Annotated in this window: 23 protein-coding genes and 1 other RNA gene; 14 read left to right on the forward strand and 10 right to left on the reverse strand. The window is 64.0% G+C overall.

The window, feature by feature from the left end; translation table 11 throughout:
* Positions 1–12: 12 nt before the first annotated feature.
* The 3 genes from EN745_RS01730 to EN745_RS01740 all read right to left on the reverse strand — a co-directional run bounded on the left by EN745_RS01730 (position 13) and on the right by EN745_RS01740 (position 4545).
* The gene (locus EN745_RS01730; RefSeq protein WP_127420371.1) at positions 13–1875 is read right to left on the reverse strand and encodes an extracellular solute-binding protein; all 1863 of its coding nucleotides are present in this window, start codon (positions 1873–1875) and stop codon (positions 13–15) included.
* Entirely contained in the window at positions 1875–3752 is a 1878-nt protein-coding gene (locus tag EN745_RS01735) for an extracellular solute-binding protein (protein WP_127420372.1), read from the reverse strand. The genes EN745_RS01730 and EN745_RS01735 overlap by 1 nt, the downstream gene beginning before the upstream one ends.
* Positions 3753–3909: 157 nt before the next feature.
* Positions 3910–4545, reverse strand: coding sequence for a cytochrome c family protein (locus EN745_RS01740; protein ID WP_126056708.1), 636 nt, complete (start codon positions 4543–4545; stop codon positions 3910–3912).
* Between the two features lie 194 nt (positions 4546–4739).
* Between EN745_RS01740 and EN745_RS01745 the strand changes: the two genes are divergently transcribed.
* Both EN745_RS01745 and EN745_RS01750 read left to right on the forward strand, forming a co-directional pair.
* Positions 4740–5468 (forward strand): 3-deoxy-manno-octulosonate cytidylyltransferase, encoded by a 729-nt coding sequence (locus EN745_RS01745; protein WP_126056707.1) that lies wholly within the window; start codon positions 4740–4742, stop codon positions 5466–5468.
* A 10-nt stretch (positions 5469–5478) separates the two neighbouring features.
* Positions 5479–6342 carry a prephenate dehydratase gene (locus tag EN745_RS01750; protein WP_127420373.1) on the forward strand — a complete coding sequence of 288 codons (864 nt, stop codon included), beginning with the start codon at positions 5479–5481 and terminating at the stop codon, positions 6340–6342.
* A gap of 10 nt (positions 6343–6352) precedes the next feature.
* On the opposite strand, the gene EN745_RS01755 is transcribed toward EN745_RS01750, so the two are convergent.
* On the reverse strand, positions 6353–7195 hold the full coding sequence (locus EN745_RS01755; protein WP_126056705.1) for a LysR family transcriptional regulator: 843 nt from the start codon (positions 7193–7195) through the stop codon (positions 6353–6355).
* Positions 7196–7282: 87 nt separating this feature from the next.
* On the opposite strand from EN745_RS01755, the gene EN745_RS01760 reads away from it, so the two are divergent.
* Positions 7283–8269 carry an aldo/keto reductase gene (locus EN745_RS01760; protein WP_245487594.1) on the forward strand — a complete coding sequence of 329 codons (987 nt, stop codon included), beginning with the start codon at positions 7283–7285 and terminating at the stop codon, positions 8267–8269.
* Between the two features lie 51 nt (positions 8270–8320).
* On the opposite strand, the gene EN745_RS01765 is transcribed toward EN745_RS01760, so the two are convergent.
* The 3 genes from EN745_RS01765 to EN745_RS01775 are packed head-to-tail and all read right to left on the reverse strand — an operon-like array spanning position 8321 to position 10038.
* On the reverse strand, positions 8321–8623 hold the full coding sequence (locus EN745_RS01765; protein WP_126056704.1) for a Dabb family protein: 303 nt from the start codon (positions 8621–8623) through the stop codon (positions 8321–8323).
* A gap of 21 nt (positions 8624–8644) precedes the next feature.
* Positions 8645–9586, reverse strand: a complete 942-nt coding sequence (gene nudC, locus EN745_RS01770) for an NAD(+) diphosphatase (protein ID WP_126056703.1) — start codon at positions 9584–9586, stop codon at positions 8645–8647.
* A gap of 32 nt (positions 9587–9618) precedes the next feature.
* Positions 9619–10038 carry an HIT family protein gene (locus EN745_RS01775; RefSeq protein ID WP_126056702.1) on the reverse strand — a complete coding sequence of 140 codons (420 nt, stop codon included), beginning with the start codon at positions 10036–10038 and terminating at the stop codon, positions 9619–9621.
* A 200-nt stretch (positions 10039–10238) separates the two neighbouring features.
* On the opposite strand from EN745_RS01775, the gene ffs reads away from it, so the two are divergent.
* The 11 genes from ffs (at position 10239) to EN745_RS01835 (ending at position 21524) form a co-directional block, all read left to right on the forward strand.
* Positions 10239–10335: signal recognition particle sRNA small type (ffs, locus tag EN745_RS01780), an RNA gene on the forward strand.
* Positions 10336–10440: 105 nt separating this feature from the next.
* Positions 10441–12255, forward strand: coding sequence for a DNA polymerase III subunit gamma/tau (locus tag EN745_RS01785; protein ID WP_127420374.1), 1815 nt, complete (start codon positions 10441–10443; stop codon positions 12253–12255).
* A 76-nt stretch (positions 12256–12331) separates the two neighbouring features.
* A complete protein-coding gene (locus tag EN745_RS01790; RefSeq protein WP_126056700.1) occupies positions 12332–12655 on the forward strand; it encodes a YbaB/EbfC family nucleoid-associated protein in 324 nt (107 codons plus the stop codon).
* Positions 12656–12872: 217 nt separating this feature from the next.
* Positions 12873–13874: a cell wall hydrolase gene (locus EN745_RS01795; RefSeq protein WP_126056699.1), complete on the forward strand. Its 1002-nt coding sequence runs from the start codon at positions 12873–12875 to the stop codon at positions 13872–13874.
* Between the two features lie 95 nt (positions 13875–13969).
* A complete protein-coding gene (gene recR / locus EN745_RS01800) occupies positions 13970–14575 on the forward strand; it encodes a recombination mediator RecR (RefSeq protein ID WP_126056698.1) in 606 nt (201 codons plus the stop codon).
* A 177-nt stretch (positions 14576–14752) separates the two neighbouring features.
* On the forward strand, positions 14753–16030 hold the full coding sequence (locus EN745_RS01810; protein WP_126056697.1) for a lytic murein transglycosylase: 1278 nt from the start codon (positions 14753–14755) through the stop codon (positions 16028–16030).
* Positions 16031–16289: 259 nt separating this feature from the next.
* Positions 16290–17927 carry an ABC transporter substrate-binding protein gene (locus EN745_RS01815; RefSeq protein WP_126056696.1) on the forward strand — a complete coding sequence of 546 codons (1638 nt, stop codon included), beginning with the start codon at positions 16290–16292 and terminating at the stop codon, positions 17925–17927.
* A gap of 18 nt (positions 17928–17945) precedes the next feature.
* Positions 17946–19013 (forward strand): ABC transporter permease, encoded by a 1068-nt coding sequence (locus tag EN745_RS01820; RefSeq protein WP_126056695.1) that lies wholly within the window; start codon positions 17946–17948, stop codon positions 19011–19013.
* Positions 19010–19930, forward strand: coding sequence for a nickel transporter permease (gene nikC, locus EN745_RS01825; protein WP_126056694.1), 921 nt, complete (start codon positions 19010–19012; stop codon positions 19928–19930). The genes EN745_RS01820 and nikC overlap by 4 nt, the downstream gene beginning before the upstream one ends.
* Entirely contained in the window at positions 19927–20781 is an 855-nt protein-coding gene (locus EN745_RS01830) for an ABC transporter ATP-binding protein (RefSeq protein WP_126056693.1), read from the forward strand. The genes nikC and EN745_RS01830 overlap by 4 nt, the downstream gene beginning before the upstream one ends.
* Positions 20778–21524 carry an ABC transporter ATP-binding protein gene (locus tag EN745_RS01835; protein WP_126056692.1) on the forward strand — a complete coding sequence of 249 codons (747 nt, stop codon included), beginning with the start codon at positions 20778–20780 and terminating at the stop codon, positions 21522–21524. Before EN745_RS01830 ends, EN745_RS01835 begins: the two co-directional genes overlap by 4 nt.
* A gap of 22 nt (positions 21525–21546) precedes the next feature.
* Here EN745_RS01835 and EN745_RS01840 read toward each other — a convergent pair whose 3' ends face one another.
* The 3 genes from EN745_RS01840 to EN745_RS01850 all read right to left on the reverse strand — a co-directional run.
* A complete protein-coding gene (locus tag EN745_RS01840; RefSeq protein ID WP_127420375.1) occupies positions 21547–24651 on the reverse strand; it encodes an efflux RND transporter permease subunit in 3105 nt (1034 codons plus the stop codon).
* Positions 24648–25730 carry an efflux RND transporter periplasmic adaptor subunit gene (locus EN745_RS01845; RefSeq protein ID WP_127420376.1) on the reverse strand — a complete coding sequence of 361 codons (1083 nt, stop codon included), beginning with the start codon at positions 25728–25730 and terminating at the stop codon, positions 24648–24650. Before EN745_RS01845 ends, EN745_RS01840 begins: the two co-directional genes overlap by 4 nt.
* A partial coding sequence (locus tag EN745_RS01850; RefSeq protein WP_127420377.1) for an efflux RND transporter periplasmic adaptor subunit occupies positions 25727–26233 on the reverse strand: 507 nt, incomplete at its 5' end. The genes EN745_RS01850 and EN745_RS01845, both read right to left, overlap by 4 nt.

The following is a 26233-nucleotide window of genomic DNA, read 5'->3' on the forward strand; positions in this document are numbered from 1 at the left end:
CGAACGGAGATGTCAGGCTTTGCCAATCTTTGCCGCCTTGCCCTTGTCGATCCACCACAGCGTCTCGACCGGGAAGCCGAAATCGGGTTTCTGCTCGAGAAAGCCGAACATGTCCCAATAGGCGACGCGGTGATTCGCGAGATAATATGTTGGAATCCAGTCTAGCCGCGCGCGCAAGACCCGGTCGAGCGCTCTGAGCGCCGTAACCAGTTCCGATCGACTGTTGGCTTTGCCGGCCGCCACGATCAGCGCGTCGATGGCCCGGCTTTCGGTGCCGGGATAGTTGCGCTGTCCCGGCGTTTTCGCCATGCGCGAGTCGTAGAGTATCTCGAGGCCGTCGGCCGTCGGCGTCGCCCCGATCGACCAGGCGAGCATGTTGAAATCGAAGTCGAAATCGCTTTGCCGCCGTTCATATTGCGTCGAATCGACCTGCCGGATCGAAACGTCGATCCCTATGGCCTTCATGTTCTCGGCCCATGGCGTGAAAATGCGAACGATGCCGTCATCCTCGGCCAGCATTTCCACCTGCAGTCGCTCGCCCTTCTCGTTGACGACGAAGTTGCCCGCTCGCTTCCAACCGGCCTCGGCAAGCAGTTTCGAGGCCGCGCCCAGCAGCTTGCGGTCGTGACCCGAACCGTCGGAGACGGGCTGCATCACCGGTTCGCCGAAAGTCTCCTGCGGCAACTCGGCCCGAAACGGCTCCAGCAAGGCCAGTTCCTGAGGCGAGGGCAAGCCTTCGGCCTTGTAGTCCGACCGCTCGAAATTCGATTGCGAGCGTTCGTAGGAGCCGAAGAACAGAGCCCGCCTGATCCATTCGAAATCGAAGCAGTTGGCGATTGCCCGTCTCACGCGCGCATCGCGGAACTGCGGCCGGCGCTGGTTTAGCGCCACGGACTGCATGGATGGCGATTTCTCGCCGGGAAACTCGCGTTTGACGACCTTGCCGTCCTTCAACGCCGGAAAGTCGTAACCGGTCGCCCATACCCGCGAGGTGAATTCCTCACGAAAATGTGTGTCGCCTTTCTTGAAGGCCTCGAACGCCGCCTGGCGATCAAGATAGAAGTCGATACGGATGCGGTCGAAATTGTTGAGACCACGGTTCACGGCAAGATCGCGGCCCCAATAGTCGGCGACGCGATCATACTCGACGGTCTGTCCGGCCACCACGCGCCCCAACTTGTACGGTCCGGAGCTCAGCGGCGGTGTCATCGTCGAGGCATCGAAATCGTTGGCCGTGTAAAAGGCCTTGGACACGATCGGCATTGCGACGACCGAAAGGATGTTCTGCGCGGACTGTTCGCCATCGAAGGTGAGGTCGAGCGTGACGGGATCGACCGCGACCGCTTCCGTCATGTATCGCAGCGCCTTGGACAGGTTCGGATGGCCCCGATCCTTGTACAGCGTCAATGCGAAGGCGATGTCCGCGGCGGTCATGGGCGAACCGTCGTGAAAGCGCGCTTGCCGTCGCAGGTCGAAACGGAAGCCGTTGCGGTCCTGCGACAAGGTCACGGACTCGGCAAGCAAGCCGTAGACGGCATCCGGCTCATCGAGAGCGCTTGTCATCAGTGAATCGAAACAGAGCTCGGTGCGGGGAGGCGAATCGCCTTTCAGCACCAGTGAATTCAACGTGTTGAAGGTCAGGAAACTCTGATTCAAGGTGGCGTTCGGCGGCGCGAAATTCATCTGGCCGCCCTTGGGCGCGTCCGGATTGACGTAGTCGAAATGGGTGAAATCAGGCTTGTATTTGAGGTCGCCGAAGGCCGACAGGCCGTGCAGTTTCACGCCGGTCGCCGTGGTGGCGAAAGCTCGCCCCGGCAACAGGGCTGCGGCCGCGGCGGCACCGCCGAGTGCCAGGAAATCGCGGCGCGAGGCCATCAATTGCTACCCTTGTATTTGGCGGCCAGCGCCCTTTCCTTCTCGGGGGCGATCCACCAGGAACTCTGGTCGGCGCCGCTGTAGGTCGGCTGCTTTTGCGGGATGCCGAACTTGTTCCAGTAGGCGAGCCACAACACTGCGCGGTAGTATTGCGGCACCACATAGAAGTTCCACAGCAGCACCCGGTCGAGCGCGTGGGTGGCGGCGACGAGGTCGTCGCGGTCGGTGGCAAAGATGATGCGGTCGACGAGCGCGTCGACGACCGGATCCTTGATGCCGGCATAGTTGCGCGACCCCGGCTTATCGGCGGCCTTCGAGCTCCAGAAGTCGCGCTGCTCGTTGCCGGGCGATTCCGACTGCCCGAGCTGACCTATGATGACGTCATAATCGAAATTGTTGACGCGGTTGACATATTGGGTCTGGTCGATGATGCGCAGCGTCGCATCCACTCCGATCTTGCGCAGATTGGCGATCCAGGGACTGGCGATCACCTGGTCGGTGTCGTTCCAGCCCAAAATCTCGAACTTGAACGGCGCGCCGGTCTTGGCGTTCACCATCTTGCCGCCCTTGATGACCCAGCCGGCCTTGGCGAACAGCTCGACCGCCTGCTTCAGATATTTCCGCTCGGCCTGAGGGGTATCGTAGACCGGCAGCTTGAATTCCTCGGTGAAGAGCTCGGATGGCAGCTTGTCGCGGTACTTTTCCAGGATTTCCAGCTCTTTGCCCTGGGGCAGGCCGCTGGATGCCAGTTCCGTGCCCTGGAAATAGCTCTGCGTGCGGGTGTTGAAACCATAGAAAAGCGTGCGGTTCATCGTCTCGAAATCGAACGGATAGGTCAGTCCCTCGCGCACCAGGCGATCCCCAAACAGGGGACGCCGCTGGTTCAGCATGAAGGCCTGCATCGGCTCGGGAGAGGTGGTCTTGAATTCCTGTTTGATGACGTCGCCGGTCTGGATCGCCGGAAAATTGTAAAACGTCTTCCAGCGCTTCGAGCTGTTTTCCGGCTTGATGTCGTCGAGTCCGCCTTTGGTGAAAGCCTGCCAGGCGGCATTGTCATCAAGGATATAGGTGAAGCGCTGCGTGTCGAAATTCTCACGCCCGATCTTCACCGGCAGCTTGGCGGCCCAGTAGTCAGGCACGCGCTGCCAGACGATCTCCGAGCCCGGCTTGAAGCTGGCGATCTTGTAGGCAGCGGAGCCGAGCGGCGGTTCCAGCGTCGGTCTGGTGACGTCGCGCTTCTTGCCATTGGCGTCGGTGCCTTCCCACCAGTGCTTCGGCAGCACGGCGAGGTCGCCGATGATCTTCGGCAGCTCGCGATTGCCCTTCTGGTTGAAATGGAACTCGACCTCGCGGTCCGAGATGGCGACGGCGTCGGTAACGTTCTCGAAATAGCGGCTGTATTGCGGGCTGTTGGCCTTCAGCACCTGGAACGACCAGATCACATCGTCGGTGGTGATTGGCTGGCCGTCGTGCCATTTGGCCCTCGGGTCCAGCCGATACGTCGCCGAGGAATAGTCGACCGGATATTTGTAGGCGTCGGCGATCAGCGGATGGCTGGTGCTGCCCTCGTCGGTCGACTGCTCCATCAGCGTGTCGTAGAGCAGCCCTCCGCCGAAGCCGACGAGCCCCGCGGCCGGCGAGCCCTGCACGATGTAGGGGTTGAAGCTGTCGAAGGTGCCGAGAACGACGGAATTGTAGGTGCCGCCCTTCGGCGCGTCCGGATTGACATAGTCGTAGTGCTGGAAGTTGTCGCCGTATTTGGAGTCGCCGATCAGCGAGGAGGTGGTGCGCCATTCATCCGCGAAGCCGGCCTGCAGGCTGCCGGCAAGGGCGGCCGCGACCAGCACGGAGTTGAGAAGCGTTCGGCCAACCGTCATGCGTTCTCCTCTAGCGAACAATCCCCACCGGCAATCTAGATCATTTGACGACCGTGGAAACCGCAATGCGCAGGCTTTGTCGCCGCACATGCTGTTTTCCTAACAGAAAAGCCGGGACGAACCCGGCTTTTCTGAGGATGTCTTTATGACAAATTGTTTATTGAGCGGGTGCCGCCGGCTTGGCGGGCGCGGCGCCCTCGGCCGGCGCGGCGCCTTCCGCAGGCTTGGCCTCGGCCGAAGCACCCGGCGCCGGCAGCGGCTTCGGGCTGTCCGACAGCGTACGCAGATAGGCGATCACGTTGGCGCGGTCCTCGTCCTTCGGCAGGCCGGCAAAGCCCATCGCCGTGCCCTTGACGAACTTCTTCGGCGAAGTGATGAAATGGTTGAGGTTGTCGTACGTCCACTTCTCGGCGCCGCCCTTGGAAAAATCCTTCATGCCGGCTGAATAGGCGAAGCCCTCATGCTCGGCGACGGGTCGGTCGATAATGTCCCAGAGATCGGGGCCGACCTTGTTCGGACCACCCTTCTCGCCGGAATGGCAGGCCTGGCATTTCTTGAACACGGCCGCGCCCGCCTCGACATTGGCGGTGGCGAGCAGGTCGGCGATCGGCTTGGCTTCCGCGGCCGGGGCGGCGGCGGCGCCTTCGGCGGGCTCTGCCGCCTCGATGGCGAAGCCGGGCTTCTCGGGCGCGGGCGACGCAAACAGCGCGTCGGAGACGATGCCGACCGAGAAGACGACAAAGACGGTGCCAAGGAGACCGGCGAGCAGCTTGTTGACTTCGTTGGAATCCATACGCCCCTTGCTCCCTTTTCCGGCGGACCGATCCGTCCACTCCGTCCGTCGGTGTCCCGAACCGACCTCTCAGCCCGGTCAAATCGGGCGGAAACTAGGTCTTTTGCTCCGGCGTTGCAACACCTATAAGGGCGCTTCCAGTGAGACCTTTTGCCACTTTCGCCAGCCCTCTTTTGCAACGCCCCGTCGCACCGATGTCAACGCTCATCCTGATCCCGGCCCGCATGGCCTCGACCCGCCTGCCGGGCAAGCCGCTGGCCGACATTTTTGACGTGCCGATGATCGTCCATGTCGCCCGCCGCGGCGCCGAGGCCGGGCTTGGCCGGGTCGTGGTGGCGACAGACACCGAGGCCGTGGCGGAGGCCGTGCGCGCGCACGGCTTTGAGGCCGTGATGACCCGTGACGATCACCAGTCCGGCTCCGACCGCATTTTCGAGGCGCTAACAGTGCTCGATCCGGAGAAAAAGGTCGAAACCATCGTCAACGTGCAGGGCGACCTGCCGACCATCGATCCGCAGATCATCCGCGCGTCGCTGAGGCCGCTCGAGGACAAATCGGTCGACATCGCCACACTCGGCGTCGAGATCGTCCGCGACGAGGAGAAGACCAATCCGAACGTCGTCAAGATCGTCGGCTCGCCGCTGTCTGCGACACGGCTCAGGGCGCTCTATTTCTCCCGCGCCACCGCGCCCTGGGGCGAGGGGCCGCTCTATCACCATATCGGCCTCTACGCCTATCGGCGTGCCGCGCTGGAGCGCTTCGTCGCGCTGAAGCCGTCGCCGCTGGAACGACGCGAGCGGCTGGAGCAGTTGCGGGCGCTGGAGGCCGGCATGCGCATCGATGCCGAGATCGTGCAATCCGTGCCGCTCGGCGTCGACACGCCCGACGACCTGGAGCGCGCCAGGGAAATCCTTTCAACCTGAGATATTAGGCATGCCTGAAAAGACCAACAGAATATCCTTCCAGGGCGAGCCGGGCGCCAATTCCGACACTGCTTGCCGCAACATGTTCCCGTCGATGGAGCCGTTGCCGTGCCCGACCTTCGAGGATGCCTTCGTCGCGGTCGAGACCGGCAAGGCCGAGCTCGCCATGATCCCGATCGAGAACACGATCGCCGGCCGTGTCGCCGACATCCATCATCTCCTGCCGGAATCGCGGCTGCACATCGTCGGCGAATATTTCCTGCCGATCCATTTCCAGTTGATGGTGCTGCCGGGCGTGCAGCGCGAAGCGATCAAGACCGTGCACAGCCACATCCATGCGCTCGGCCAGTGCCGCAAATACATCCGCAAGAATGGCTGGAAGCCGGTCGTCGCCGGCGACACGGCGGGCTCGGCGAAGATGGTCTCCGAGGTCAAGGACCGCACCATAGCGGCGCTCGCGCCGGCGCTCGCAGCGGAGCTTTACGGCCTCGACATCATCGAGAAGAACGTCGAGGACACGGACAGCAACGTAACCCGCTTCGTCGTGCTGACAAAGAACAAGCAATGGGCCGAGCGCCCTTCGGCCGACGCCAGGATGATGACCACCTTCATCTTCCGCGTCCGCAACGTGCCGGCGGCGCTCTACAAGGCGATGGGCGGCTTCGCCACCAACGGCATCAACATGACCAAGCTCGAGAGCTACCAGCTCGGCGCCTTCACCGCGACGCTGTTCTATGCCGACATCGAGGGTCACCCGGACGATCCGCTGGTCAAGCTGGCGCTCGACGAGCTGCGCTTCTTCTCGCGTGAGATGCGCATCCTCGGCGTCTATCCGGCAAGCGCGTCGCGCGAGCAATGGAAGGTGGCCGACTAACACTCTCGTTTCAACGCTTGGTGTCGAAGGCTCGATCCGAGCCAATCAGCCGTGCGATCTTGTCGATCGTCGCGCGCACCTCCGGCAACTTGCGATCATCGCCGTGCACCACCAGCCATTGTTCATGTGACAGTTCCTCGATCACGTCATCCGTGCGAACCAGATCGGTGTGGGCGTCGCCAACGAAACAGGGCAGCACCACATGGCCAGCGCCAGCAAGCGCGAGGTCAAGGAGTGAGCGCGGCTGAGTGACCTCAAAGCGGATTTGATCTCGTTTGTTGGCGCGCACCCAGATTGCTGATGGTGTGTTCACCGTAGCCGCGATCCAATCAGATTTTCGAACGGCATTCGGGTGTGAATAGGGAGCAAATGCTACGGTCTTTGTCCTGCGAGCCGCGAGTCCTGGCTCGGACGGCCTGCGATTTCGAATCCCGATCAACGCCTCGCGCCTGCCGATGTTCTGCACCTCCTCAACGGCGCTGAAGACGATACTCCGGTCGGTCACGCCCAGTTTCTCAATGTTGCGGGCCAGGTACCACGTCATCCAGGTGCCCGCGGACACACGGATGGGCGCCGACGCGTTTCGTCGTGAAAACGCCCTTGTGATATCAAGGAACCGCTGCTCAATGGTCTCCGCCTGGGATGTCAGCGCTCGACCTGCTGCGGTCAACTCGTAGCCGGATGGCAGTCGAGAGAACAACTCGGCGCCCAACGCCCGCTCAAGATCGACGATATGTCGGCTCAGCGTTGCCGCACTCTGGCCGACAGCCTTCGCTGCGGATGAAAGGCTTCCATCGCGCGCGACTGCCAGAAAGATTCTCAGATCCGACCAGTCGACAGTCATTTCATTCATGCAAAACCCTCTTCATTTTTGAAGACTCCCATCTGAGATTGATCTGGCGCCATATCAAGACCGGACAGCCAGCGGAGAACATATTTTATGGCAGCGAAAATTCACTTGGGATCGCGCATTGGCATGGGTTGCTGGGCAATCGGCGGTCACTTTTGGTCAGGCGAGACCCCGGTCGGGTATTCCGGCGCGGACGACCGCGAATCCGTAAAAACCATTCATGCGGCATGGGATGGTGGAGTTCGGCTCTTCGATACGTCGGCGGTGTATGGCGCCGGGCACTCGGAGGAGCTTTTGGGCGAGGCGCTCTCAGGCCGTTCGGAGGCAGTTATCGTGTCGAAATTCGGCCATTCCTTCGATCCGGCCTCCCGCCAGATGACTGGCTCTAGGTTCGATCCCGAATATGTGCGCTGGTCGGTTGGTGAGAGCCTTCGCCGACTGGGCCGAGACGGCATCGACGTGATGTTGCTCCACTTGAACGATCTCTCGATCGAACATGCGGAACCGGCGTTTGAGGTTTTGGAGCAGCTTGTTCGAGCCGGAGACATTCGAAGCTACGGCTGGAGCACCGACTTTCCATCAAGCGTCCAGGCGTTCGCTGACCGGAGCGGCTTTTCAACGGTCCAGCACTCGATGAACGTTTTCTTCGATGCACCCGCAATGTGCAAAGCCGCATATGATAACAGTTTGGCGCAGCTGACCCGGTCGCCACTCGCCATGGGCGTGCTAACAGGCAAATTCTCGGATGGACGGACCGTTCCGCCAGACGACGTCAGGTCGGTTCCCGCGGATTGGCAGGTATATTTTGAAGCGTCGCGCGCCCGTTCCGAGTTGACAGAGCAGATTGATGCTATCCGCGATTTGCTCACCGCTGGCGGGCGGACGCTCGGTCAGGGTGCCTTGTGCTGGCTGCTATCGAAAGGTGGCAACATTCACCCCATCCCCGGCGCAAAAACCCCCGAGCAGGCTGTCGAGAACGCCGCGGCCATGGAATTTGGGCCGCTGTCGGAGACCGTGATGGCTGAGATCGAAACCATTCTCCAAAGACCGCCAGAAGGTGAGTTTCGTGCTCGATAGCTTCGCAATGGCCACTCTGGATCGAACGCGGTCGTTCGCAGTGACTGGATATCAACTCCAGCCGAGCGGCACGTAGTCGATCTCCATGAACGCCTCGACCTCGGGCACCCAGCGATCGCGGACAAAAGCGACGTGGTCGGGGTGCTCGTTGTACCTTGTGTAGGCAGCCTGGTCGGCGAACTCCATCGAGAAGCCGAAGCGGTAGTCGTTCTTGGGGCTGACCTGCCGCAACTGCTCGAAATGCGTGACACCCTTGATCCCGGTCAGGATCTTCCTGGCGTCATGGAGGAAGCGCTTTTCCTCCAGCGAATGCGGCGCATGCTTCAGCGTGAACACGACTGTGTGACGGATCATCTTTCGCTTTCCCTCATTCAGCTATTCGGCATCGACCCAGGCGCGGATGAGATGGTGCGCGATCGCACCCTTGGGCGGCGTGACCAGATTGCCGGGATGCGCCCTGTCCAGCATCAGGCGCACCTCGTCGCGCAAAAACCACCGGCAGTCTTCCAACTCGTTGAGGTCGGCCTGGATGTCGTCGTTGAGCGGCTCGCCGAAGCACCCGATCATCAGCGAATAGGGGAAAGGCCAGGGCTGGCTGGCGTGGTAGACGACGCGGCCAAGCTGGATGCCGGCCTCCTCCAGCGTCTCGCGGCGCACCGCCGCCTCGATCGTCTCGCCCGGCTCGATGAAGCCCGCCAGCGCTGAATACATGCCAGGCCCGAAATGACGGCCACGCCCGAGCAGGCACTTGTCCGCCGTCACCGTCAGCATGATCGCCACCGGATCAGTCCGTGGAAAATGGTCGGTGCCGCAGGCCGGGCAGTGCCGCCTGTAGCCGCCGGCGCGCATTTCCGAACGGCTGCCGCATTTGCTGCAGAAGGCGTGGCTGGCGTGCCAGGCAAGAAGGGCCGCCCCTTGCGCCAGCGCGCCGGCCGCCGCCTCGTCGATCAGGCCTTGCATGTAGACGGACCGGTAGTCGATCGCCTTGATGGTCTCGGGAAGCTGCTCCGGCTCAACGCCCGCTGGCACCGCCAGCACGGGGCCGGCCTCGGAAAAGCCGAGCAGCACGCCGCGGTCGAGCGAGACGTCGAAGGCTTTGCTTTCGGTTGCGCCGAACCAGGGGTCGAAGCTGCCGTCCTCATGTTTCAGATAGAGCCGGCCGCCATGCATCAGCAGCAGCCGCGTCGAGGGATCGGCGAGCGCCTGCTCGACGGAATCGTCGGCGCGGGTCTCCGATTGCCGGTCGATCTGGTTGCCGGCGAAGCCGACGAACTGGCTGGGCTCCCGCAAGGGTGCGTCAAACAGGCGGAAGGGCATGGGGACTCAGAGCTTTATGGACACGGGTCAGCTTATAGCGCCGCCTTGATCGTTTCGGCAAACCGGCGGATCTCGGAATTACTGTAGGGTTCGCGCAGGCCATGTCCCCAGACCGGCCCCGGCCATGCCGGATCGCCTTCCGAGCGCGCGATGACGTGGATGTGCAGCTGCCGCACGATGTTGCCCAGCGCGCCGGTATTGATCTTGGTGCAGCCTGTCGCCTTCTTCAGCGCTTGCGCCACCATGTTGGTCTCGAAGGTCAGCATCGCCTGGTCGAGCGGCGTCAGGTCATGGATTTCCTCCACGCCCGGCCGCTGCGGCACCAGGATGAGCCATGGCCAGCGGCAGTCGTTCATCAGCCTGAGTTCGCACAGGCCGAGCCACATCAGCTGCTCGCTGTCCGCCTCCAGCCTGGCGTCGAGCGTGAATCCGGCCTTGAGGCCCGGCAGCATTGGCGTTTCCCTCACTTTTTTGGACTTTGCACCGTCTTTTTGACCGATGAACGCTAGAGCGGCTGCAGAGGGGCTGCAAGCGAATCATTGGCCGGTATTGCGGATTTGAAGACGCGCCCGCCAGTACGCCGCGCACGACCGGCGCCGCCGATTCCGCTCCGCCCTTGCATTTCATCGTCGAATTGCCGATATGGAGGCCGGGAGGTTGGTGGTGGACGATCCACTCGCCAACCGGGTCAGGTCCGGAAGGAAGCAGCCCTAACGAGCCCGGAACGGGTCATTGTTCCAGCCTCCCACCTCTTCGCCTTTCTTTCGCGACATTGACGGCGTCAAGCCGTGCGGGCGAAACTATGCGCAGGAAACGGCCGCCTTCCGTCGCGGTCCTGGGAGCTTTGACGGCGAATGAGCGAAGCCGGAAATTCGGGGGCGGAAAGCCTGGGGACAGGCAAGGCTGGCGCCTATCGCGTTCTGGCGCGCAAATACCGCCCTTCGAATTTCTCCGAGCTGATCGGCCAGGAACCGATGGTCCGCACGTTGACCAATGCCTTCGCCTCCGGCCGCATCGCCCAGGCCTGGATGCTGACCGGCGTCCGAGGTGTCGGCAAGACGACCACGGCCCGCATCCTGGCCCGGGCGCTGAACTACAAGACCGCCACCGTCGACCAGCCTTCGGTCGATCTTTCCATCCCCGGCGAGCATTGCCAGGCGATCATGGAAGGACGTCATGTCGATGTCATCGAGATGGACGCCGCCTCGCACACCGGCATCGACGACATCCGCGACATCATCGAGCGCGTGCGCTACGCGCCGGTCTCGGCCCGCTACAAGGTCTACATCATCGACGAAGTGCACATGCTCTCCACCCAGGCCTTCAACGGCCTGCTGAAGACGCTCGAAGAGCCGCCACCGCACGTCAAATTCATCTTCGCGACCACCGAGATCCGCAAGGTGCCGATCACAGTCCTGTCGCGCTGCCAGCGCTTCGACCTGAGACGCATCGATGCCGGCGCCCTGGTCGCGCACCTGTCAGCGATCTCCGCCAAGGAAGGCATTTCGGTCGACGACGACGCGCTGGCGATGATCGCGCGCGCCGCCGAAGGCTCGGCGCGCGATTCACTCTCCATCCTCGACCAGGCGATCGCCCATGGCAGCGGCGCGGTCAGCGCCGAGGCGGTGCGCGCCATGCTCGGCCTCGCCGACCGCGCCCGCATCGTCGACCTGTTCGAGCATGTCATGAAGGGCGACGTCGCGGCGGCATTGGCCGAATTCCGCGCCCAGTACGACACCGGCGCCGATCCGGCCGCGGTGCTGACCGACCTTGCCGAATTCAATCATCTCGTCACCAGGCTGCGCTTCGTGCCGACGGCCGCCGACGATGCTTCGCTGTCGGAGGATGAACGCCGGCGCGGCGGCGATTTCGCCAGGACGCTGTCGGTGCGCGTGCTGTCCAGGACATGGCAGATGCTGCTGAAGGCCATTCCCGAGGTGCAGTCTTCGAACCGGCCGGTGAGCGCTGCCGAGATGGTGCTGATCCGGCTCGCGCATGCTGCCGACCTGCCGACGCTGGACGAGGCGCTGAAGTCGCTGGAAGGCGCTTCGCCGGTTCCGAATGGCGCGCCGCGCGCCAACGGGGCCCCAGCAAGCCCGGGCAATGGCGGCGCAAGCGCCGTGGCGCAGGCGCGCATGCCTTCGGCCAGCGGCGGCTCGCAGACGATGCGGCTGGTCGAGGCGCAGCCCGTGCCTACTGCCTTCGTCCCGGCACCGGAACCGGTCGTCGAAGCGCCCGCTGTTCCGGTCAAGTCGCTGGCCGACATTGCCGCCCTTGCCGATTCCAATCGCGACATCGCCTTCAAGGTTTTGATCAAGCGCTGCGTGCGGCTGGTGCGCGTCGAGCCCGGCCGCCTCGACGTCAGCCTGACCGAAGACGCGCCGAAGATGCTGCTCAACGACCTGACCGCCAAGCTGCGCGCCTGGACAGGCCGCAACTGGCTGGTGTCGCTGTCGAAGGAAGATGGCGGCCAGACTCTTGCCGAGATGGAAACGACGAAGCGCGAGACCGCCTTCCTCGACGCCAAGAGCGACCCGACGGTCGCCGCCATCCTCGCCCGCTTCCCAGGCGCCAAGATCATTGACGTGCGCATTCCGGACATGCCGGAAGTGGAAGAGGCCGAGGCCGACCTGCCGGTCGAGCCGGCGGCCGATGACGACGAAATCTAGAGTATGATCCCGAAAAAGAGGGAACCGGTTTTCGGACAAGATCATGCTCCAACAAAGAACTGAAGAGGACATTGGGATGAAGGATCTGCTCGGCCTTATGGGCAAAGCGAAGGAAATGCAGGCCAAGTTCCAGGCCATGCAAGATGAGATCGCCACGCTCGAAGCAACCGGTCAGGCCGGCGGCGGCCTGGTCAGCGTGACACTGACCGGCAAGTTCGAGATGAAGGTGCTGAAGATCGATCCGTCGCTGTTCAAGGAGGACGAGGCCGAGATTCTCGAGGACCTAATTCTCGCCGCTCACAATGACGCCAAAAATAAGGTCGAGCAGGTCATGCAGGAAAAGACCAAGGCGCTCACGGCAGGCTTGCCGATCCCGCCTGGAATGAAATTGCCGTTCTGAGCCGGCTGCCGCCAGTTAATTGATTATGAATGGAAATCGGACACCGGGGTGGTTGTTAAGACATTCCCCGGCTTTGTTCACGAGGTCATTTCCAGCCATTCATAAAGTTTTACCTATGCTGCACGAATGCTAATCCTTTAGCCATCTTTTTGCCTTTAAGAGTCTCATTCTTGCCACATCTCGGGGCGGGCTGGCATCTGGAAATGAGGCTTTTTTGTTGATCGCGACGCGATGGAAGACGCCGCTGCTGTTGCTCGGCATTGTCACTTCCCCCTTGCTTCTGGCCGGCTGCAGCCAGACCACTTCGCACGGTATGTCGGTGGCCAAGCTGACCGATGCCATCACGCCGAGTTTCCTGAGCTCACGCTCTTACGGCGCCACGCCGAAGGACAGGGAGTGCCTCGAGCGGGCGATGTTCTTCGAATCCAACCGGTCGAGCCGCGACGGCATGATCGCCGTCGGCACCGTCGTCATGAACCGTTTGCGCTCGGGCCAGCACGGCAGCACGATTTGCGAGGTCGTCGGCGAGAAAGGCCAGTTCGCGCCCGGCGTGATGACCCGGCCGATGAATTCGAAGGCGATGCCCGACGTCGAGGAGGCCGCCGACGCCGTGCTCAAGGGCGAGCGCAAGGCCAAGCTCAAGAACACCATGTTCTTCCACACCGCGGGCCTGCGCTTCCCCTACAAGAACATGCACTACACGATGGTCGCCGGCGGCAATGCCTTCTACGAGAAGCGCGGCCGCAACTGGCAGCCGCTGCCGGACGAGCCGATGGTCGCCGTAGCCTCGGCCACGCCGCGCCAGGCGGCGCCTGCTACCGCCCCGGTGCTCGTGGCGTCCGCGGAGCCGGTGGTCAAGACGATCGTCCATCCGGACCCGGCCAAGCAGGCCTCGATGACCGCTGCCGTGGAGCCCGCATCCGCGGCCAGGACGGCAAAAACCGGTACCGTTGCTGCTGAGCAAACCTACATGACCGCCGCCGTTGCGCCTGCGTCGAAGGCCGGTCGTGTCGCGGCGAAGCCGGTTGTGGTGGCGATGCAGGAGCCGATGGCGGAGCCGGATGCCTCGCGTTTCGGCGGCACCTTGAACAGCCGCTACATCACCTCGGTGCCGAGCGCGCCGCAGGAAGCGGCGATGGGTTTCCAGTCGACGCCTGAGAACACCGACGCCATCGGCGCGATGATCGTAAGCCAGAGCCGGCCGCTGGAAGCCTACTGAGCTGACCTGCAATTGATGGTCCGCCCTGTCAGCATGGCGGACCATTCCTCCGGGTGGATGTTCCAAACCGCTCTGAAAAATCCTAGATCAGTGCGATGTCCAAGCGAATCGCCGGTCCAGAGATCGAACGCCTGATCCAGCTCCTGGCCAAGGTGCCGGGGCTGGGCCCCCGTTCGGCCAGGCGCGCCGCGCTTCATCTCATCAAGAAGAAGGAGCAGCTGCTGCAGCCGCTCGCCGCCGCCATGGGCGAGGCGGTCGACAAGGTGCGCATCTGCTCGACCTGCGGCAATGTCGACACCTCCGACCCGTGCATGATCTGCACCGACTCGCGCCGCGACGCCGGCACGCTCATCGTCGTCGAGGACGTCTCCGATCTTTGGGCGCTGGAGCGGGCGGCGGCGATGAATGTGCGCTACCACGTGCTCGGCGGCACGCTGTCGCCGCTCGACGGCATCGGCCCCGAGCAGCTCAACATCCGCTCGCTGGTCGACCGCGTCGCCGGCGGCGAGGTCAAGGAAGTGATCCTCGCCGTCAACGCCACTGTCGAAGGCCAGACCACGGCGCACTACCTCACCGACCAGCTCTCCGGCTTCGAGGTCAAGGTGACAAGGCTGGCGCATGGCGTTCCGGTCGGCGGCGAACTCGACTATCTCGACGAAGGCACGCTAGCCGCTGCGCTGCGATCGAGGACGGCGTTTTGAGGGCTTCAACGAGGAGGTAGCCTGGAAATGACAGTATTCCTTCGCGCCCCCCTCTGTCCTGCCGGACATCTCCCCCACAAGGGGGGAGATTGGCAGCTTCGCTCGCGGCGTTCTTCCTTCAGCGTTGGCGATTGGCGAAAGCCAAGGCGACGGCCAATCTCCCCCCTTGTGGGGGAGATGTCCGGCAGGACAGAGGGGGGCGCGACAGAACGCAAGCATTCAAAACTGGCTGCGCTTTCCCTCTTCGCGGCTCTGTTCATTTTCCTCCTCTCCTTCCCCACCGCCGCAGCCCCCATCGACGACCAGTTCCGCACCTGGCTGCAGAGCGACCTTTGGCCACAAGCCAAGGCCAAGGGAATCTCCAGGAAGACCTTCGACGAGGCCTTCATCGGCGTGAAGCCGAACCTCAAGCTGCCGGACCTCGTTATGCCCGGCGAGACGCCGACGACGCCCGAGAAGCAGCACCAGGCCGAGTTCGGGCCGCCCGGCGCCTATTTCGCCGAGAAGACCGTTCGCGCCGTCACCGCCGGGGGGCGAACGCGCGAAGGCGCCAATGCGAGGGTGCTGGGGCTGATCGAGAAGCGCTATGGCGTACCGGGCGAGGTGCTTCTGGCGATCTGGGGCCGGGAGACCGGCTTCGGCGCGGCCAAGATGCCTTACGACGCCTTCGAGGTGCTGGGCACCAAGGCCTTCATGTCGACGAAAAAGGACTTCTTCCGCACCGAGGTGCTGGCAGCATTGGAGATCGTCGAGCGCGGGCTGGCACCGGTCAATGCGATGAAATCATCCTGGGCCGGCGCGCTCGGCCAGCCGCAATTCATGCCGACATCCTTCCTCAAGCATGCAGTCGATTTCGACGGCGACGGCCGGCCCGACATCTGGAATTCGACGCCGGATGTGCTCGCCTCGATCGCCAACTATCTCGTCCATTATGGCTGGGTCAGGGGCCGCGGCTGGGGAGCCGAGGTGATCGCGCCGGCCAATGTTTCCTGCTCGCTCGAAGGCCCCGATCAGGGCAAGAGGATTGCCGACTGGGTGGCGATGGGTATCAGGCGAGCCGACAACAAGGCGTTCCAGGCGAGTGAGCTGAAAGCCGAGGGCTTCCTCTTGATGCCGGCCGGCCGCAGCGGACCGGCCTTCATCGTCACGCCGAACTTCTATGTGCTGAAGCAGTACAACACCAGCGACCTCTACGCGCTGTTCATCGGCCATGCCGCCGATCGCATCGCGAAGGGCGACGCCACCTTTACCGCAAGCTGGGGGCCGGTCGGCGATCTGCACCGCTCCGATATTGCCGCCCTGCAGCGGGCGCTGGAGGCCAAGGGCTACGACGTAGGCAGTGCCGACGGGCTGCCCGGTTTCAAGACCCGCCGCTCGATCGGCGCCTGGCAGGCGAAGAATGGCAGGGCCGCGACCTGCTTCCCCGATGTTGGCCTGGTTGCGGTGCTGAAGTAACCTCGAACTTAGCAGAATTTTCCCGATTGGCTGCATCGATTAGCCGGCGCATGGGTCGACACGCCGTGGCTCGTTCTGGTCCAATACGTTGTCTTGCAAATGCGCGTTGCCGGCTTGCGGGCCGCCGGATATGGTGTTGACCAATTGGACAAAAACCATGACGGTAAGTGGCCGGGGACACGCGCGCGACCCGATGGAATTTCTGCAATCCTGAGCCGGGAACTCAGGTCAACAAACAACAAAACAGGGAACGATCACCATGATGCTGGAAAAGTTTGCTCTTCGCTCTCGTGCCTTGCTTGCGGGCGCGGCGCTGTCCGCGCTGCTGGTCGCGCCTGCCTTTGCCGTCACGCCGGCCGATACGCTGGTCGAGGGCTTCGCGTTCGACGACATCATCACCATGGACCCGGGCGAGGCGTTCGAGCTGTCGACCGCCGAGGTCACCGGCAACACCTATGATCTCTTGGTCCGCCTCGACCTCAGCGACACTTCCAAGGTCAAGGGCGATCTCGCCGAGAGCTGGGCCGTTTCCGACGACGGCCTGACCTACACCTTCAAGCTCAAGCCCGGCATGAAATTCGCCTCGGGCAATCCGATCACCGCCGCCGACGTCGCCTATTCCTTCGAGCGCGCCATCAAGCTGGACAAGAGCCCCGCCTTTATCATCAGCCAGTTCGGCATCAGCGGCGACAATGTCGCCGAAAAGGCCAAGGCGGTCGACGACACCACTTTCCAGTTCGTCGTCGACAAGGCCTATGCGCCGAGCTTCGTTCTCAACTGCCTGTCGGCCACGGTTGCCTCGGTCGTCGACAGCAAGCTGGTCAAGGAACATGTCGCCGCCGTCACCCCCAGCGCCGACTACAAATGGGACAATGATTTCGGCAATGCCTGGCTGAAGACCGGCTACGCCGGCTCTGGCCAGTTCAAGCTGCGTGAATGGCGCGCCAACGAGGCCGTCGTTTTGGAGCGCAACGACAACTACAATGGCGAGAAGGCCAAGCTCGCCCGCGTCATCTACCGCTTCATGAAGGAAAGCTCGGCGCAGCGCCTGGCGCTGGAGGCCGGCGATATCGACGTCGCCCGCAACCTCGAGCCCAACGACCTGGATGCCGTCGCCAAGAACGCCGACCTCACCACCACAAGCGCGCCGAAGGGCACGGTCTATTACATCAGCCTCAACCAGAAGAATCCGAACCTCGCCAAGCCGGAGGTTCGCCAGGCGTTCAAATACCTGGTCGACTACGACGCCCTGAGCTCGACCATCCTGAAAGGCATCGGCGAGATCCACCAGTCCTTCCTGCCCAAGGGCGACCTTGGCGCGGTCGATGAAAATCCCTTCAAGCTCGATGTCGCCAAGGCCAAGGAACTCCTGGCCAAGGCCGGCCTGGCGGACGGCTTCAGCGTGACCATGGACGTGCGCAGCAAACAGCCGGAGACAGGCATGGCCGAGTCGATCCAGCAGACGCTGGGTCAGGTTGGCATCAAGCTTGAGATCATTCCGGGCGACGGCAAGCAGACGCTGACCAAGTATCGCGCCCGCAACCACGACATCTATATCGGCAATTGGGGCCAGGACTATTTCGATCCGAACTCCAACGCCCAGACCTTCGCCTCGAACCCGGACAATTCCGACTCCGCCAAGATCAAGACCCTCGCCTGGCGCAACGCCTGGGATATTCCGGATCTGACCAAGGAGACCGAAGCGGCGCTGCTGGAGAAGGATTCGGCCAAGCGCGCCGATATGTACAAGGACCTGCAGAAGAAGATCGTCGACACCAGCCCCTTCGTCATCATCCACCAGCAACTGGAAGTGGCTGGTCTGCGCAAGAGCATCAAGGGCTTCGCGCTCGGCCCGAGCTTCGACACCAACTTTGTCGGGGCGGTCTCCAAGGAATAGTTCCGGCGGACGCACCGCGTGAGCATCGTTGAAAATCAGGCGGCGGCCGGGCGCGGCAGCACCCGCTCCGCCGCTGTCTTATCGTCGATCGGCCGCTTCCTGGTCATCGCGGTGACCACCTATCTCGGTCTGCTCGCGGTGACCTTCTTCATTGGCCGCGTCATCCCGATCGATCCAGTGCTGGCCGTGCTGGGCGACCGAGCGCCGGCCAATGTCGTCGAGCGCACGCGCCGCGAGATGGGGCTCGACCTGCCGCTGATCCAGCAGTTCTACATCTATGTGAAGAGTGCGCTGAGCGGCGATTTCGGCACCTCGGTGCTGACCACCAATCCGGTCATGACCGATATCCGCCGCGTCTTCCCGGCGACCATCGAACTGGCGACGCTGGGCACGCTGATCGGCGCCGTCATCGGCGTGCCGCTCGGCGTTCTGGCCGCCGTCAGGCGGGGCAGCCTCGTCGACCAGATCGTGCGCATCATCGGCCTGATCGGCTATTCGGTACCGATCTTCTGGTTGGGACTGCTTGGGCTGGTCCTGTTCTACGCCAAGCTGCAATGGGTCGCCTTTCCGGCCAGGCTCGACGTCGTCTACGAATACACTTTCACGCCGATCACCGGCTTCTATCTGCTCGACGCGGCGATGCAGGGGCAGTGGGATGTCTTCTACGACGCCTATCGCCACATCATCCTGCCGGCCTCGCTGCTCGGCTACTTCTCGCTCGCCTATATTAGCCGCATGACCCGCTCCTTCATGCTGAACGAGATGGCGCAGGAATACATAGTCGCGGCGCGCGCCAAGGGCCTGTCGGAAACGCGCATCATCTGGGGCCACGCGCTGCGCAATGCCGCGGTGCCGATGGTGACGGTGATCGCGCTCTCCTACGCCAGCCTGCTCGAGGGCTCGGTGCTGACCGAGACCGTGTTCTCCTGGCCGGGCATCGGTCTCTACATCACCAATTCGCTGCAGAACGCCGACATGAACGCCGTGCTCGGTGGCACCATCATCATCGGTTCGGTCTTCATCGGCATCAACCTTCTTTCCGACCTGCTCTACCGCGTGCTCGATCCGAGGACCAAGGCTGCATGAGCGCCGAGACTATCCAGAGCCGTCGCGAATGGCTGCTCAGCGAGCGGCCGGCCTCGCGCATGCAGGCAAGGCTCGGCCGCGCCTATGTGGCGTGGCGGCGCTTCTCCGCCAACCGGCTGGCGGTTCTCGGCCTGCTGATCATCATCGCCCTGCTGGTGGTCGCCGCCTTCGCCGACGTGCTGGCGCCCTATTCGCCGACCGTCGGCGACCTCAAGAATGCGCGCCTGCTGCCGCCCGGCGCCGCGCACTGGTTCGGCACCGACGACCTCGGTCGCGATATCTACTCCCGCATCGTCTACGGCTCGCGCTGGACGCTCTATGTCGTGATCCTCGTCGCCGTCATCGCCGCGCCGATCGGCCTCCTGGTCGGCACGGTCGCCGGCTATGCCGGCGGCTGGACCGACGCGATCCTGATGCGCATCACCGACATCTTCCTCGCCTTCCCGAAACTGGTTCTGGCGCTGGCCTTCGTTGCCGCGCTCGGCCCCGGCATCGAGAACGCGGTGCTGGCGATCGCCATCACCTCCTGGCCGCCCTACGCCCGCATCGCGCGAGCCGAGACGCTGACGGTGCGCAACTCGGATTTCATCAAGGCGGTGCAATTGATGGGCGCCTCGGCGTTCCGCATCGTGCTGCGCCACATCATGCCGCTCTGCATCTCTTCGCTGATCATTCGCGTGACGCTCGACATGGCCGGCATCATCCTGACAGCCGCCGGCCTCGGCTTCCTCGGCCTCGGCGCGCAGCCGCCGCTGCCCGAATGGGGCGCGATGATCGCGTCCGGCCGGCGCTTCATCCTCGACCAGTGGTGGGTTGCCGCGGCACCGGGTGCCGCCATCCTCATCGTCAGCCTCGGCTTCAACCTGCTCGGCGACGGCCTGCGCGACGCGCTCGATCCAAGGAGCGGCGACCAATGAGCGGCAACAAGAGCGACAAGGGCACGCTTCTTGAGGTCGACGATCTGCGTGTCACTTTCCCGACCCGCACCGGCCTGGTCGAGGCCGTGCGCGGCGTCACCTTCTCGCTTGGCCGCGAGCGACTGGGCATCGTCGGCGAGAGCGGTTCCGGCAAGTCGCAGACCGGCCGCGCCATCATGGGCGTTACCGCGCCGCAGGCCGAGGTCTCGGCGAACAAGCTCGCCTTCGACGGTATCGATCTGCTCTCCATAGCGCCGCGCCAGCGCCGGGCGCTGCGCGGAAACCGCATCGCGATGATCCTGCAGGATCCGAAATATTCGCTCGATCCGGTGATGAGCATCGGCCGCCAGATCGTCGAGACACTGCGCACGCATGAGAGGGTCTCAAAGGCCGAGGCGCGCGAGCGGGCGCTGGCCATGCTGGAGGCGGTGCAGATCCGCGATCCTAAGCGCGTTTTCGACCTCCACCCGCATGAGGTTTCGGGCGGCATGGGCCAGCGCGCCATGATCGCCATGATGCTGATTGCCGGGCCGGAGCTGATGATCGCCGACGAGCCGACCTCGGCGCTCGACGTCACCGTGCAGCTCGACGTGCTGAACATCCTCGACAAGCTGGTCGCCGAGCGCGGCATGGGCCTGATCTTCATCTCGCACGATCTGCGTCTGGTCTCGTCCTTCTGCGACCGCGTGATCGTCATGTATGCCGGCAAGGTGGTCGAGCAGCTCAAGGCTTCGGAGCTGCGCGACGCCCGGCACCCCTATACGCGCGGTCTGCTCAACTGCATGCCGAGGATCGGCTTCGAGCGTCACCCGCTGCCGGTGCTCGACCGCAAGCCGGAGTGGGCGGCATGACCGCGGCGCTTTCCGTCGACAGGCTGGAGGTGATCTTCGACCGGTTTCGCGCGCTGAAGGGCGTCAGCCTCGAGGTCAGGGAGGGCGAGTCCTACGGGCTGGTCGGCGAGAGCGGCTCCGGCAAGTCGACGCTGCTCAGGGCGATCACAGGCTTGGCGCCCGCCTCTTCGGGCACCATCACCGTCAACGGCAAGACCCTCGGCAAGACTCGTGAAAAAGCCTTTTACCGCGAGGTGCAGATGGTCTTCCAGGACCCCTACGGCTCTCTGCATCCGCGCCAGACGGTCGACCGCCTGCTGCAGGAGCCGCTCGCCATCCATGGTTTTGCCGATGGCGAGAAGCGCATCGAACGCGCGCTGGACGAGGTCGGTCTCGGCAACGGCTTCCGCTTTCGCTACGCACACCAGCTCTCCGGCGGCCAGCGCCAACGCGTCGCCATTGCCCGCGCGCTGATCCTTGAGCCCTCGATCCTTTTGCTCGACGAGCCGACCTCGGCTCTCGATGCCTCGGTACAGGCGGAGGTGCTAAACCTGCTCGAAGAGGTGCGGCGACGGCGCAAGCTGACCTTCCTGATGGTCAGCCACGACCTCGCCATCATCACCCATATGTGCGAGCGGTTGATGGTGATGCAGAACGGCGAGGCGGTTGAGACGCTGACGGCGAGCCAGCTGATCGGCCACCGTGTGAGTGAGGATTATACGCGCAATCTGCTGAGGGCGAGTGAGGGGTTTGTGAGGGCGTAGCTTCTGTGCCGCGCAACTTGACTCACAAATGCGCCGCACCACTCTCTGACACCGTCTCGCTATGCACGCCGTCTTGCCGCCGGTCTTTCGGCTCCTTGATGCGGAACCACGTCACGTAAAGCGCCGGCAGGAACAGCAGCGTGATCGCGGTGCCGGCGATGATGCCGCCCATCATCGCGTAGGCCATCGGTCCCCAGAACACTTCGCGCGCAATCGGGATCAGCGCCAGGCTGGCGGCCGCGGCCGTCAGCGCGATCGGCCGCATGCGGTGCTCGGTCGCCTCGATGACGGCGGCCCAGCGGTCCTTGCCTTCGGCGACCAGGTCCTCGATCTGCACGATCAGGATCACCGAGTTGCGGATCAGGATTCCGATCAGCGCCAGCACGCCGAGGATGGCGACGAAGCCGAGTGGCGCGCCGCTCGGCACCAGTGCCGCCACCACGCCGATCAGGCCGAGCGGCGCCACTGCCACGACCAGGAACAGGCGTTGGAAGCTTTGCAATTGCACCATCAGGATGGTCGCCATGACGAACAGCATCAACGGCACGACCGCCGCGATCGGCCCCTGGCTCTTGGCGCTTTCCTCGACCGAGCCCGCGGTTTCGACCGAATAGCCCGGCGGCAGCTTGGCGATGAAGGCGTCGACCGACGGCTTCAGCTCGTTGACGACAGTGGCCGGCAGCACGTCGCCGACCAGACCGGCGCGCACGGTGATGGTCGGTATCCGGTCGCGCCGCCAGACCGTCGGCTGCTCGAGCTCGTAGCGTATGTTGGCGACCGCGGCGAGCGGGATGGCATCGCCGGTCCCGGTTGGCAATTGCATGTTCTGGAGCGTTGCGACCGAGCTGCGATCGGCCTCGCGCGAGCGCGCCACGACATCGATCAGATAGGTGGCGTCGCGCAGCTGGGTGATGGTGGCGCCGCCGACCGTGCTGTTCAGCGCGCTGGCGATGTCGGAGGAGGTGATGCCGAGCTGGCGCGCCTTGTCCTGCAGCACATCGACCCTGAGCACACGCTGCGGCTCGTTCCAGTCGAAAGTGGGCGCCGCCAGCTGCGGGTTGGCGGAGATGATGCCGGCGAACTCCTGCGCCAGGTCCCGCACCGTCTGGATGTCGGGACCGCCGACACGGTACTGCACCGGGCGCCCGACAGGCGGCCCGAGCTCGAGCGGCTTGACGAAGGCATCGGTGCCGACGAACTCCTCGCGCAGCAGCTTTTCCAGCGCCGGCTTGACCCGGTTTCGCGCCTCGATGCTCTTGGTGACGATGACCGTCTGGCCGAAATAGGGATTGGCCGGCTGCACGTCATAAGCCAGCAGGAAGCGCACCGCGCCCTGGCCGATATAGGATGAGAAATGGTCGATATCGGGATTGCCGACCAGCGCGCGCCCTTCGAAGCGCTCCATCTGGTCGCGCGTCTCGGTGATCGATGAATTCTGCGGCAGGTTCCAGTCGACGATCAGCTCCGGCCGGTCGGACGGCGGGAAGAACTGCTGCTGGACGAGGCCGAAGCCGGCGATGGAGGCCGCGAACAGCAGCACCGTCGCGATGATGGTCAGCCAGTGCCGGCGCACCGAAAGGACCAGCACGCGCCGGAACATCGAGGTGAAGCGTCCGGGCTGGTCATGATGCTTGGCCTTCATCGTCGCCGGCAGGATGGTGACGCCGAGCAGTGGCGCGAACAGCACCGCCACGATCCATGACACCAGCAGCGACACGGCGATGACGACGAACAGCGTGAAGGTGTATTCGCCGGCGGCGCTGTTGTTGAGGCCGATCGGGATGAAGCCGGCGACCGTCACCAGCGTGCCGGTCAGCATCGGGAAGGCGGTCGAGGTGTAGACGTAGGTCGCCGCCTTGCGCAGGTTGTCGCCGACCTCCAGCCGCGCCACCATCATCTCGACCGCGATCATGGCGTCGTCGACCAGCAGGCCGAGCGCGATGATCAGCGCGCCCAGCGAGATGCGCTGCAGCGAGATGCCGAGATAGGCCATGACGGTGAAGGTGATGGCGAGTACCAGCGGGATCGACAGCGCCACGACGAAGCCGGCGCGCATGCCGAGGCTGATGAAAGACACGGCAAGCACGATGGCCACCGCCTCGAACAGGGCGCGGGTGAAGCCCGATACCGCTTCCTCGACGATCACCGGTTGGTCGGCGACCAGATGCACGCCGACGCCGACCGGCAGGTCGGCCAGCACCTTGTTCATCTCCTCGTGCAAGGCCTCGCCGAACTGCAGCAGATTGGCGTTGGGCTTCATGCCGATGGCGAGCGCGATGGCATCCTGGCCGTTGAAGCGGAACAGCGACGTCGGCGGGTCGACATAGCCGCGCCTGATCGTCGCCACGTCGCTCAGCCGGAAGAAGCGGTCGTTGACGCGCAGGTTGATGGCGCGCAGGCTCTCTTCCGAGGTGAACTGGCCGCCCACGCGCACGCTGATGCGCTCCGGTCCGGACTGGATGACGCCGGACGGCGTGATCGCGTTCTGCGCCTGCAGGCTGGCCACGATCGCCTGCTGGTTGAGGCCGAGTGCTGCGATCTGGCGGGTCGAGAATTCGAGGTAGATCGCCTCGTCCTGGGCGCCGACAAGGTCGACCTTGCCGGCGTTCGGCACGGTCAGGATCTTGGTGCGGACATCCTCGACATAGTCGCGCAGCTGGCGCGGCGTCAGCCCGTCGGCGGTGAAGGCGTAGATGTTGCCGTAAACGTCGCCGAAACGGTCGTTGAAGAACGGCCCGACCACGCCTTGCGGGAACTGCGACCAGATGTCGTTGACCATGTTGCGCACCTGAATCCACGTCGGCACGACATCGCGCGCCTTGGTGGTGTCCTTCAGGTTGACGAAGATGACGGTCTTGCCGGCGGTGGTGACGGATTTGGTGTAGTCGAGGCTGTCGAGCTCCTCGAGCTTCTTCTCGATGCGATCCGTCACTTGCGTTACCGTCTCGTTGACGGAGGCGCCCGGCCAATTGGCCTGGATCAGCATGGTCTTGATGGTGAAGGCGGGGTCTTCCTCGCGGCCGAGGTTCAGATAGGCAGACACGCCGGCCGCGACGAAGACCAGCATGAAGTACCACACCAGCGAGCGATGGTTGAGCGCCCAGTCGGAGAGGTTGAAGCCCTTCATATGGCTCCCCCTTCTTGTATCTTGACCTGCTGACCCTCGGTGAGGCTGTGGACGCCCGCGGTGACGACGCGCATGCCAGCCTCGAGCCCTTCGGTGACGGTGAAGGTGGCGGCGCTTTTGGCGGCCACCTTCACCTCGTGCGCGCTGACGCTCGACGTCTTCGGGTCGACGATCCAGACCTTGGCGGCCCCGTCCTTCTCGAGCAGCGCCGATAGCGGCAGTTCGATCGTCGGCGTGACCTTGGTCATGCGCGTCGCCGTCACCGTCGAGCCGAGCCGGAACGCTATCGGCGGGTCGGTGAGCGTCAGCCGGACACGGCGGGTGCGGGTCGAGCCCTCGGCCTGCGGCGCCATCTCGCGCAGCTTGGCCTCGGTCTGGATGGTCGGCAGCGATTGCAGGATGACCTGGAACGGCGTGCCGGCGGCGAGATCGCCGGTGAGCCGGTCGGGGATGTCTACCACCGCCTCGCGCAGGTCCGAGCGCGCCACGGTGACCACCGTCTGGCCGGGCGACACGGTCTGGCCGACCTCGGCGCCGACGGCGGTAACGACGCCGTCGAAATCCGAGAACAGGCGCGCATAGCCGAGCTGCTCCTGCGATTTGGCAAGCGAGGCCTTGGCCCGCTCGACGCCGGCCTCGGCCGCTTTGCGCGCCTGCTGCGCGGCATCGAAGACGGCCTGGGTGGTGTTGGCGGCGGCCAGCAGCTGGCGCTGGCGCTCCTCGCTGGCGGCGGCGTTGGCGAACTGCGCCTCGGCGTTGGAAAGCTCGGCCTTGGCCGCCTGCACCGCAAGCTCCAGCGCCGTCGGGTCGAGGGCTGCGATCGTCGTGCCCTTGGTGACGATGTCGCCGACCTTGACGTCGCGGGCGACGACACGGCCGAGCAGGCGGAAGGAGAGGTCGGCGCTGACTTGCGGCTCGATCGAGCCGGCGAAGCCGAAGGTCTGGATGGTGCGCGGCTCGATCACCACCGACAGCACCGGCCGGATGATCTCCGGCGGCTTGTCTTCCGATTGCGAACAGCCGGCAAGCGGCGCAAGCAACAGCAGGGCGGGCACAAGCATGCGCGGCAGCCTTTTCATTGGCCTGCTCCCGCGATCTCGATCGCCTGTCCGGGGCTGAGCAACTGGCCGCCATTGGTGACGACGCTCTGGCCGGCCTCCAGCCCTCTGCTGATGACGACCACGCCGGAATCATAGGCCAGCACCTCGACCGGTGTCGTCGCAGCCGCCTTGCTCGATGGGTCTACCACCCAGACCGCCGGCTTGCCGTCAGTCGAGGTCAGCGCCTGCCAGGGCAGCAGGATCGCCTTGATCGGCTTGGCGCTGGCCGAGCCGATCACGGCCGCGCCCAGCGGCATGGCGGCGGGCGTGTCGGGAATGGCGACCTTGACCCGGATCGATCCCGAAGCCGGATCGACCGCCGGCGAGATCTCGCGCACCTTGCCCATCGCCCTGACCTGCGGGTCGGACAAGAGCGTGATCGTCACCGCCGGCGTTTGCGGCGTCCGCGCGACCAGCGTTTCCTGGACGTTGAACACCGCGTCGCGATCGCCGTCCTCGGCGATGGTGATGACGGTCTGCGC

The sequence above is a fragment of the Mesorhizobium sp. M4A.F.Ca.ET.022.05.2.1 genome, assembly GCF_003998845.1.
Taxonomy (GTDB): domain Bacteria; phylum Pseudomonadota; class Alphaproteobacteria; order Rhizobiales; family Rhizobiaceae; genus Mesorhizobium.

Coding starts and splice junctions, on each gene's coding strand:
- EN745_RS01730 (WP_127420371.1), bottom strand. CDS start 1,875: ATGGCCTCGCGCCGCGATTTCCTGGCACTCGGCGGTGCCGCCGCGGCC.
- EN745_RS01735 (WP_127420372.1), bottom strand. CDS start 3,752: ATGACGGTTGGCCGAACGCTTCTCAACTCCGTGCTGGTCGCGGCCGCC.
- EN745_RS01740 (WP_126056708.1), bottom strand. CDS start 4,545: ATGGATTCCAACGAAGTCAACAAGCTGCTCGCCGGTCTCCTTGGCACC.
- EN745_RS01745 (WP_126056707.1), top strand. CDS start 4,740: ATGTCAACGCTCATCCTGATCCCGGCCCGCATGGCCTCGACCCGCCTG.
- EN745_RS01750 (WP_127420373.1), top strand. CDS start 5,479: ATGCCTGAAAAGACCAACAGAATATCCTTCCAGGGCGAGCCGGGCGCC.
- EN745_RS01755 (WP_126056705.1), bottom strand. CDS start 7,195: ATGAATGAAATGACTGTCGACTGGTCGGATCTGAGAATCTTTCTGGCA.
- EN745_RS01760 (WP_245487594.1), top strand. CDS start 7,283: ATGGCAGCGAAAATTCACTTGGGATCGCGCATTGGCATGGGTTGCTGG.
- EN745_RS01765 (WP_126056704.1), bottom strand. CDS start 8,623: ATGATCCGTCACACAGTCGTGTTCACGCTGAAGCATGCGCCGCATTCG.
- nudC (WP_126056703.1), bottom strand. CDS start 9,586: ATGCCCTTCCGCCTGTTTGACGCACCCTTGCGGGAGCCCAGCCAGTTC.
- EN745_RS01775 (WP_126056702.1), bottom strand. CDS start 10,038: ATGCTGCCGGGCCTCAAGGCCGGATTCACGCTCGACGCCAGGCTGGAG.
- EN745_RS01785 (WP_127420374.1), top strand. CDS start 10,441: ATGAGCGAAGCCGGAAATTCGGGGGCGGAAAGCCTGGGGACAGGCAAG.
- EN745_RS01790 (WP_126056700.1), top strand. CDS start 12,332: ATGAAGGATCTGCTCGGCCTTATGGGCAAAGCGAAGGAAATGCAGGCC.
- recR (WP_126056698.1), top strand. CDS start 13,970: ATGTCCAAGCGAATCGCCGGTCCAGAGATCGAACGCCTGATCCAGCTC.
- EN745_RS01810 (WP_126056697.1), top strand. CDS start 14,753: ATGTCCGGCAGGACAGAGGGGGGCGCGACAGAACGCAAGCATTCAAAA.
- EN745_RS01815 (WP_126056696.1), top strand. CDS start 16,290: ATGATGCTGGAAAAGTTTGCTCTTCGCTCTCGTGCCTTGCTTGCGGGC.
- nikC (WP_126056694.1), top strand. CDS start 19,010: ATGAGCGCCGAGACTATCCAGAGCCGTCGCGAATGGCTGCTCAGCGAG.
- EN745_RS01830 (WP_126056693.1), top strand. CDS start 19,927: ATGAGCGGCAACAAGAGCGACAAGGGCACGCTTCTTGAGGTCGACGAT.
- EN745_RS01835 (WP_126056692.1), top strand. CDS start 20,778: ATGACCGCGGCGCTTTCCGTCGACAGGCTGGAGGTGATCTTCGACCGG.
- EN745_RS01840 (WP_127420375.1), bottom strand. CDS start 24,651: ATGAAGGGCTTCAACCTCTCCGACTGGGCGCTCAACCATCGCTCGCTG.
- EN745_RS01845 (WP_127420376.1), bottom strand. CDS start 25,730: ATGAAAAGGCTGCCGCGCATGCTTGTGCCCGCCCTGCTGTTGCTTGCG.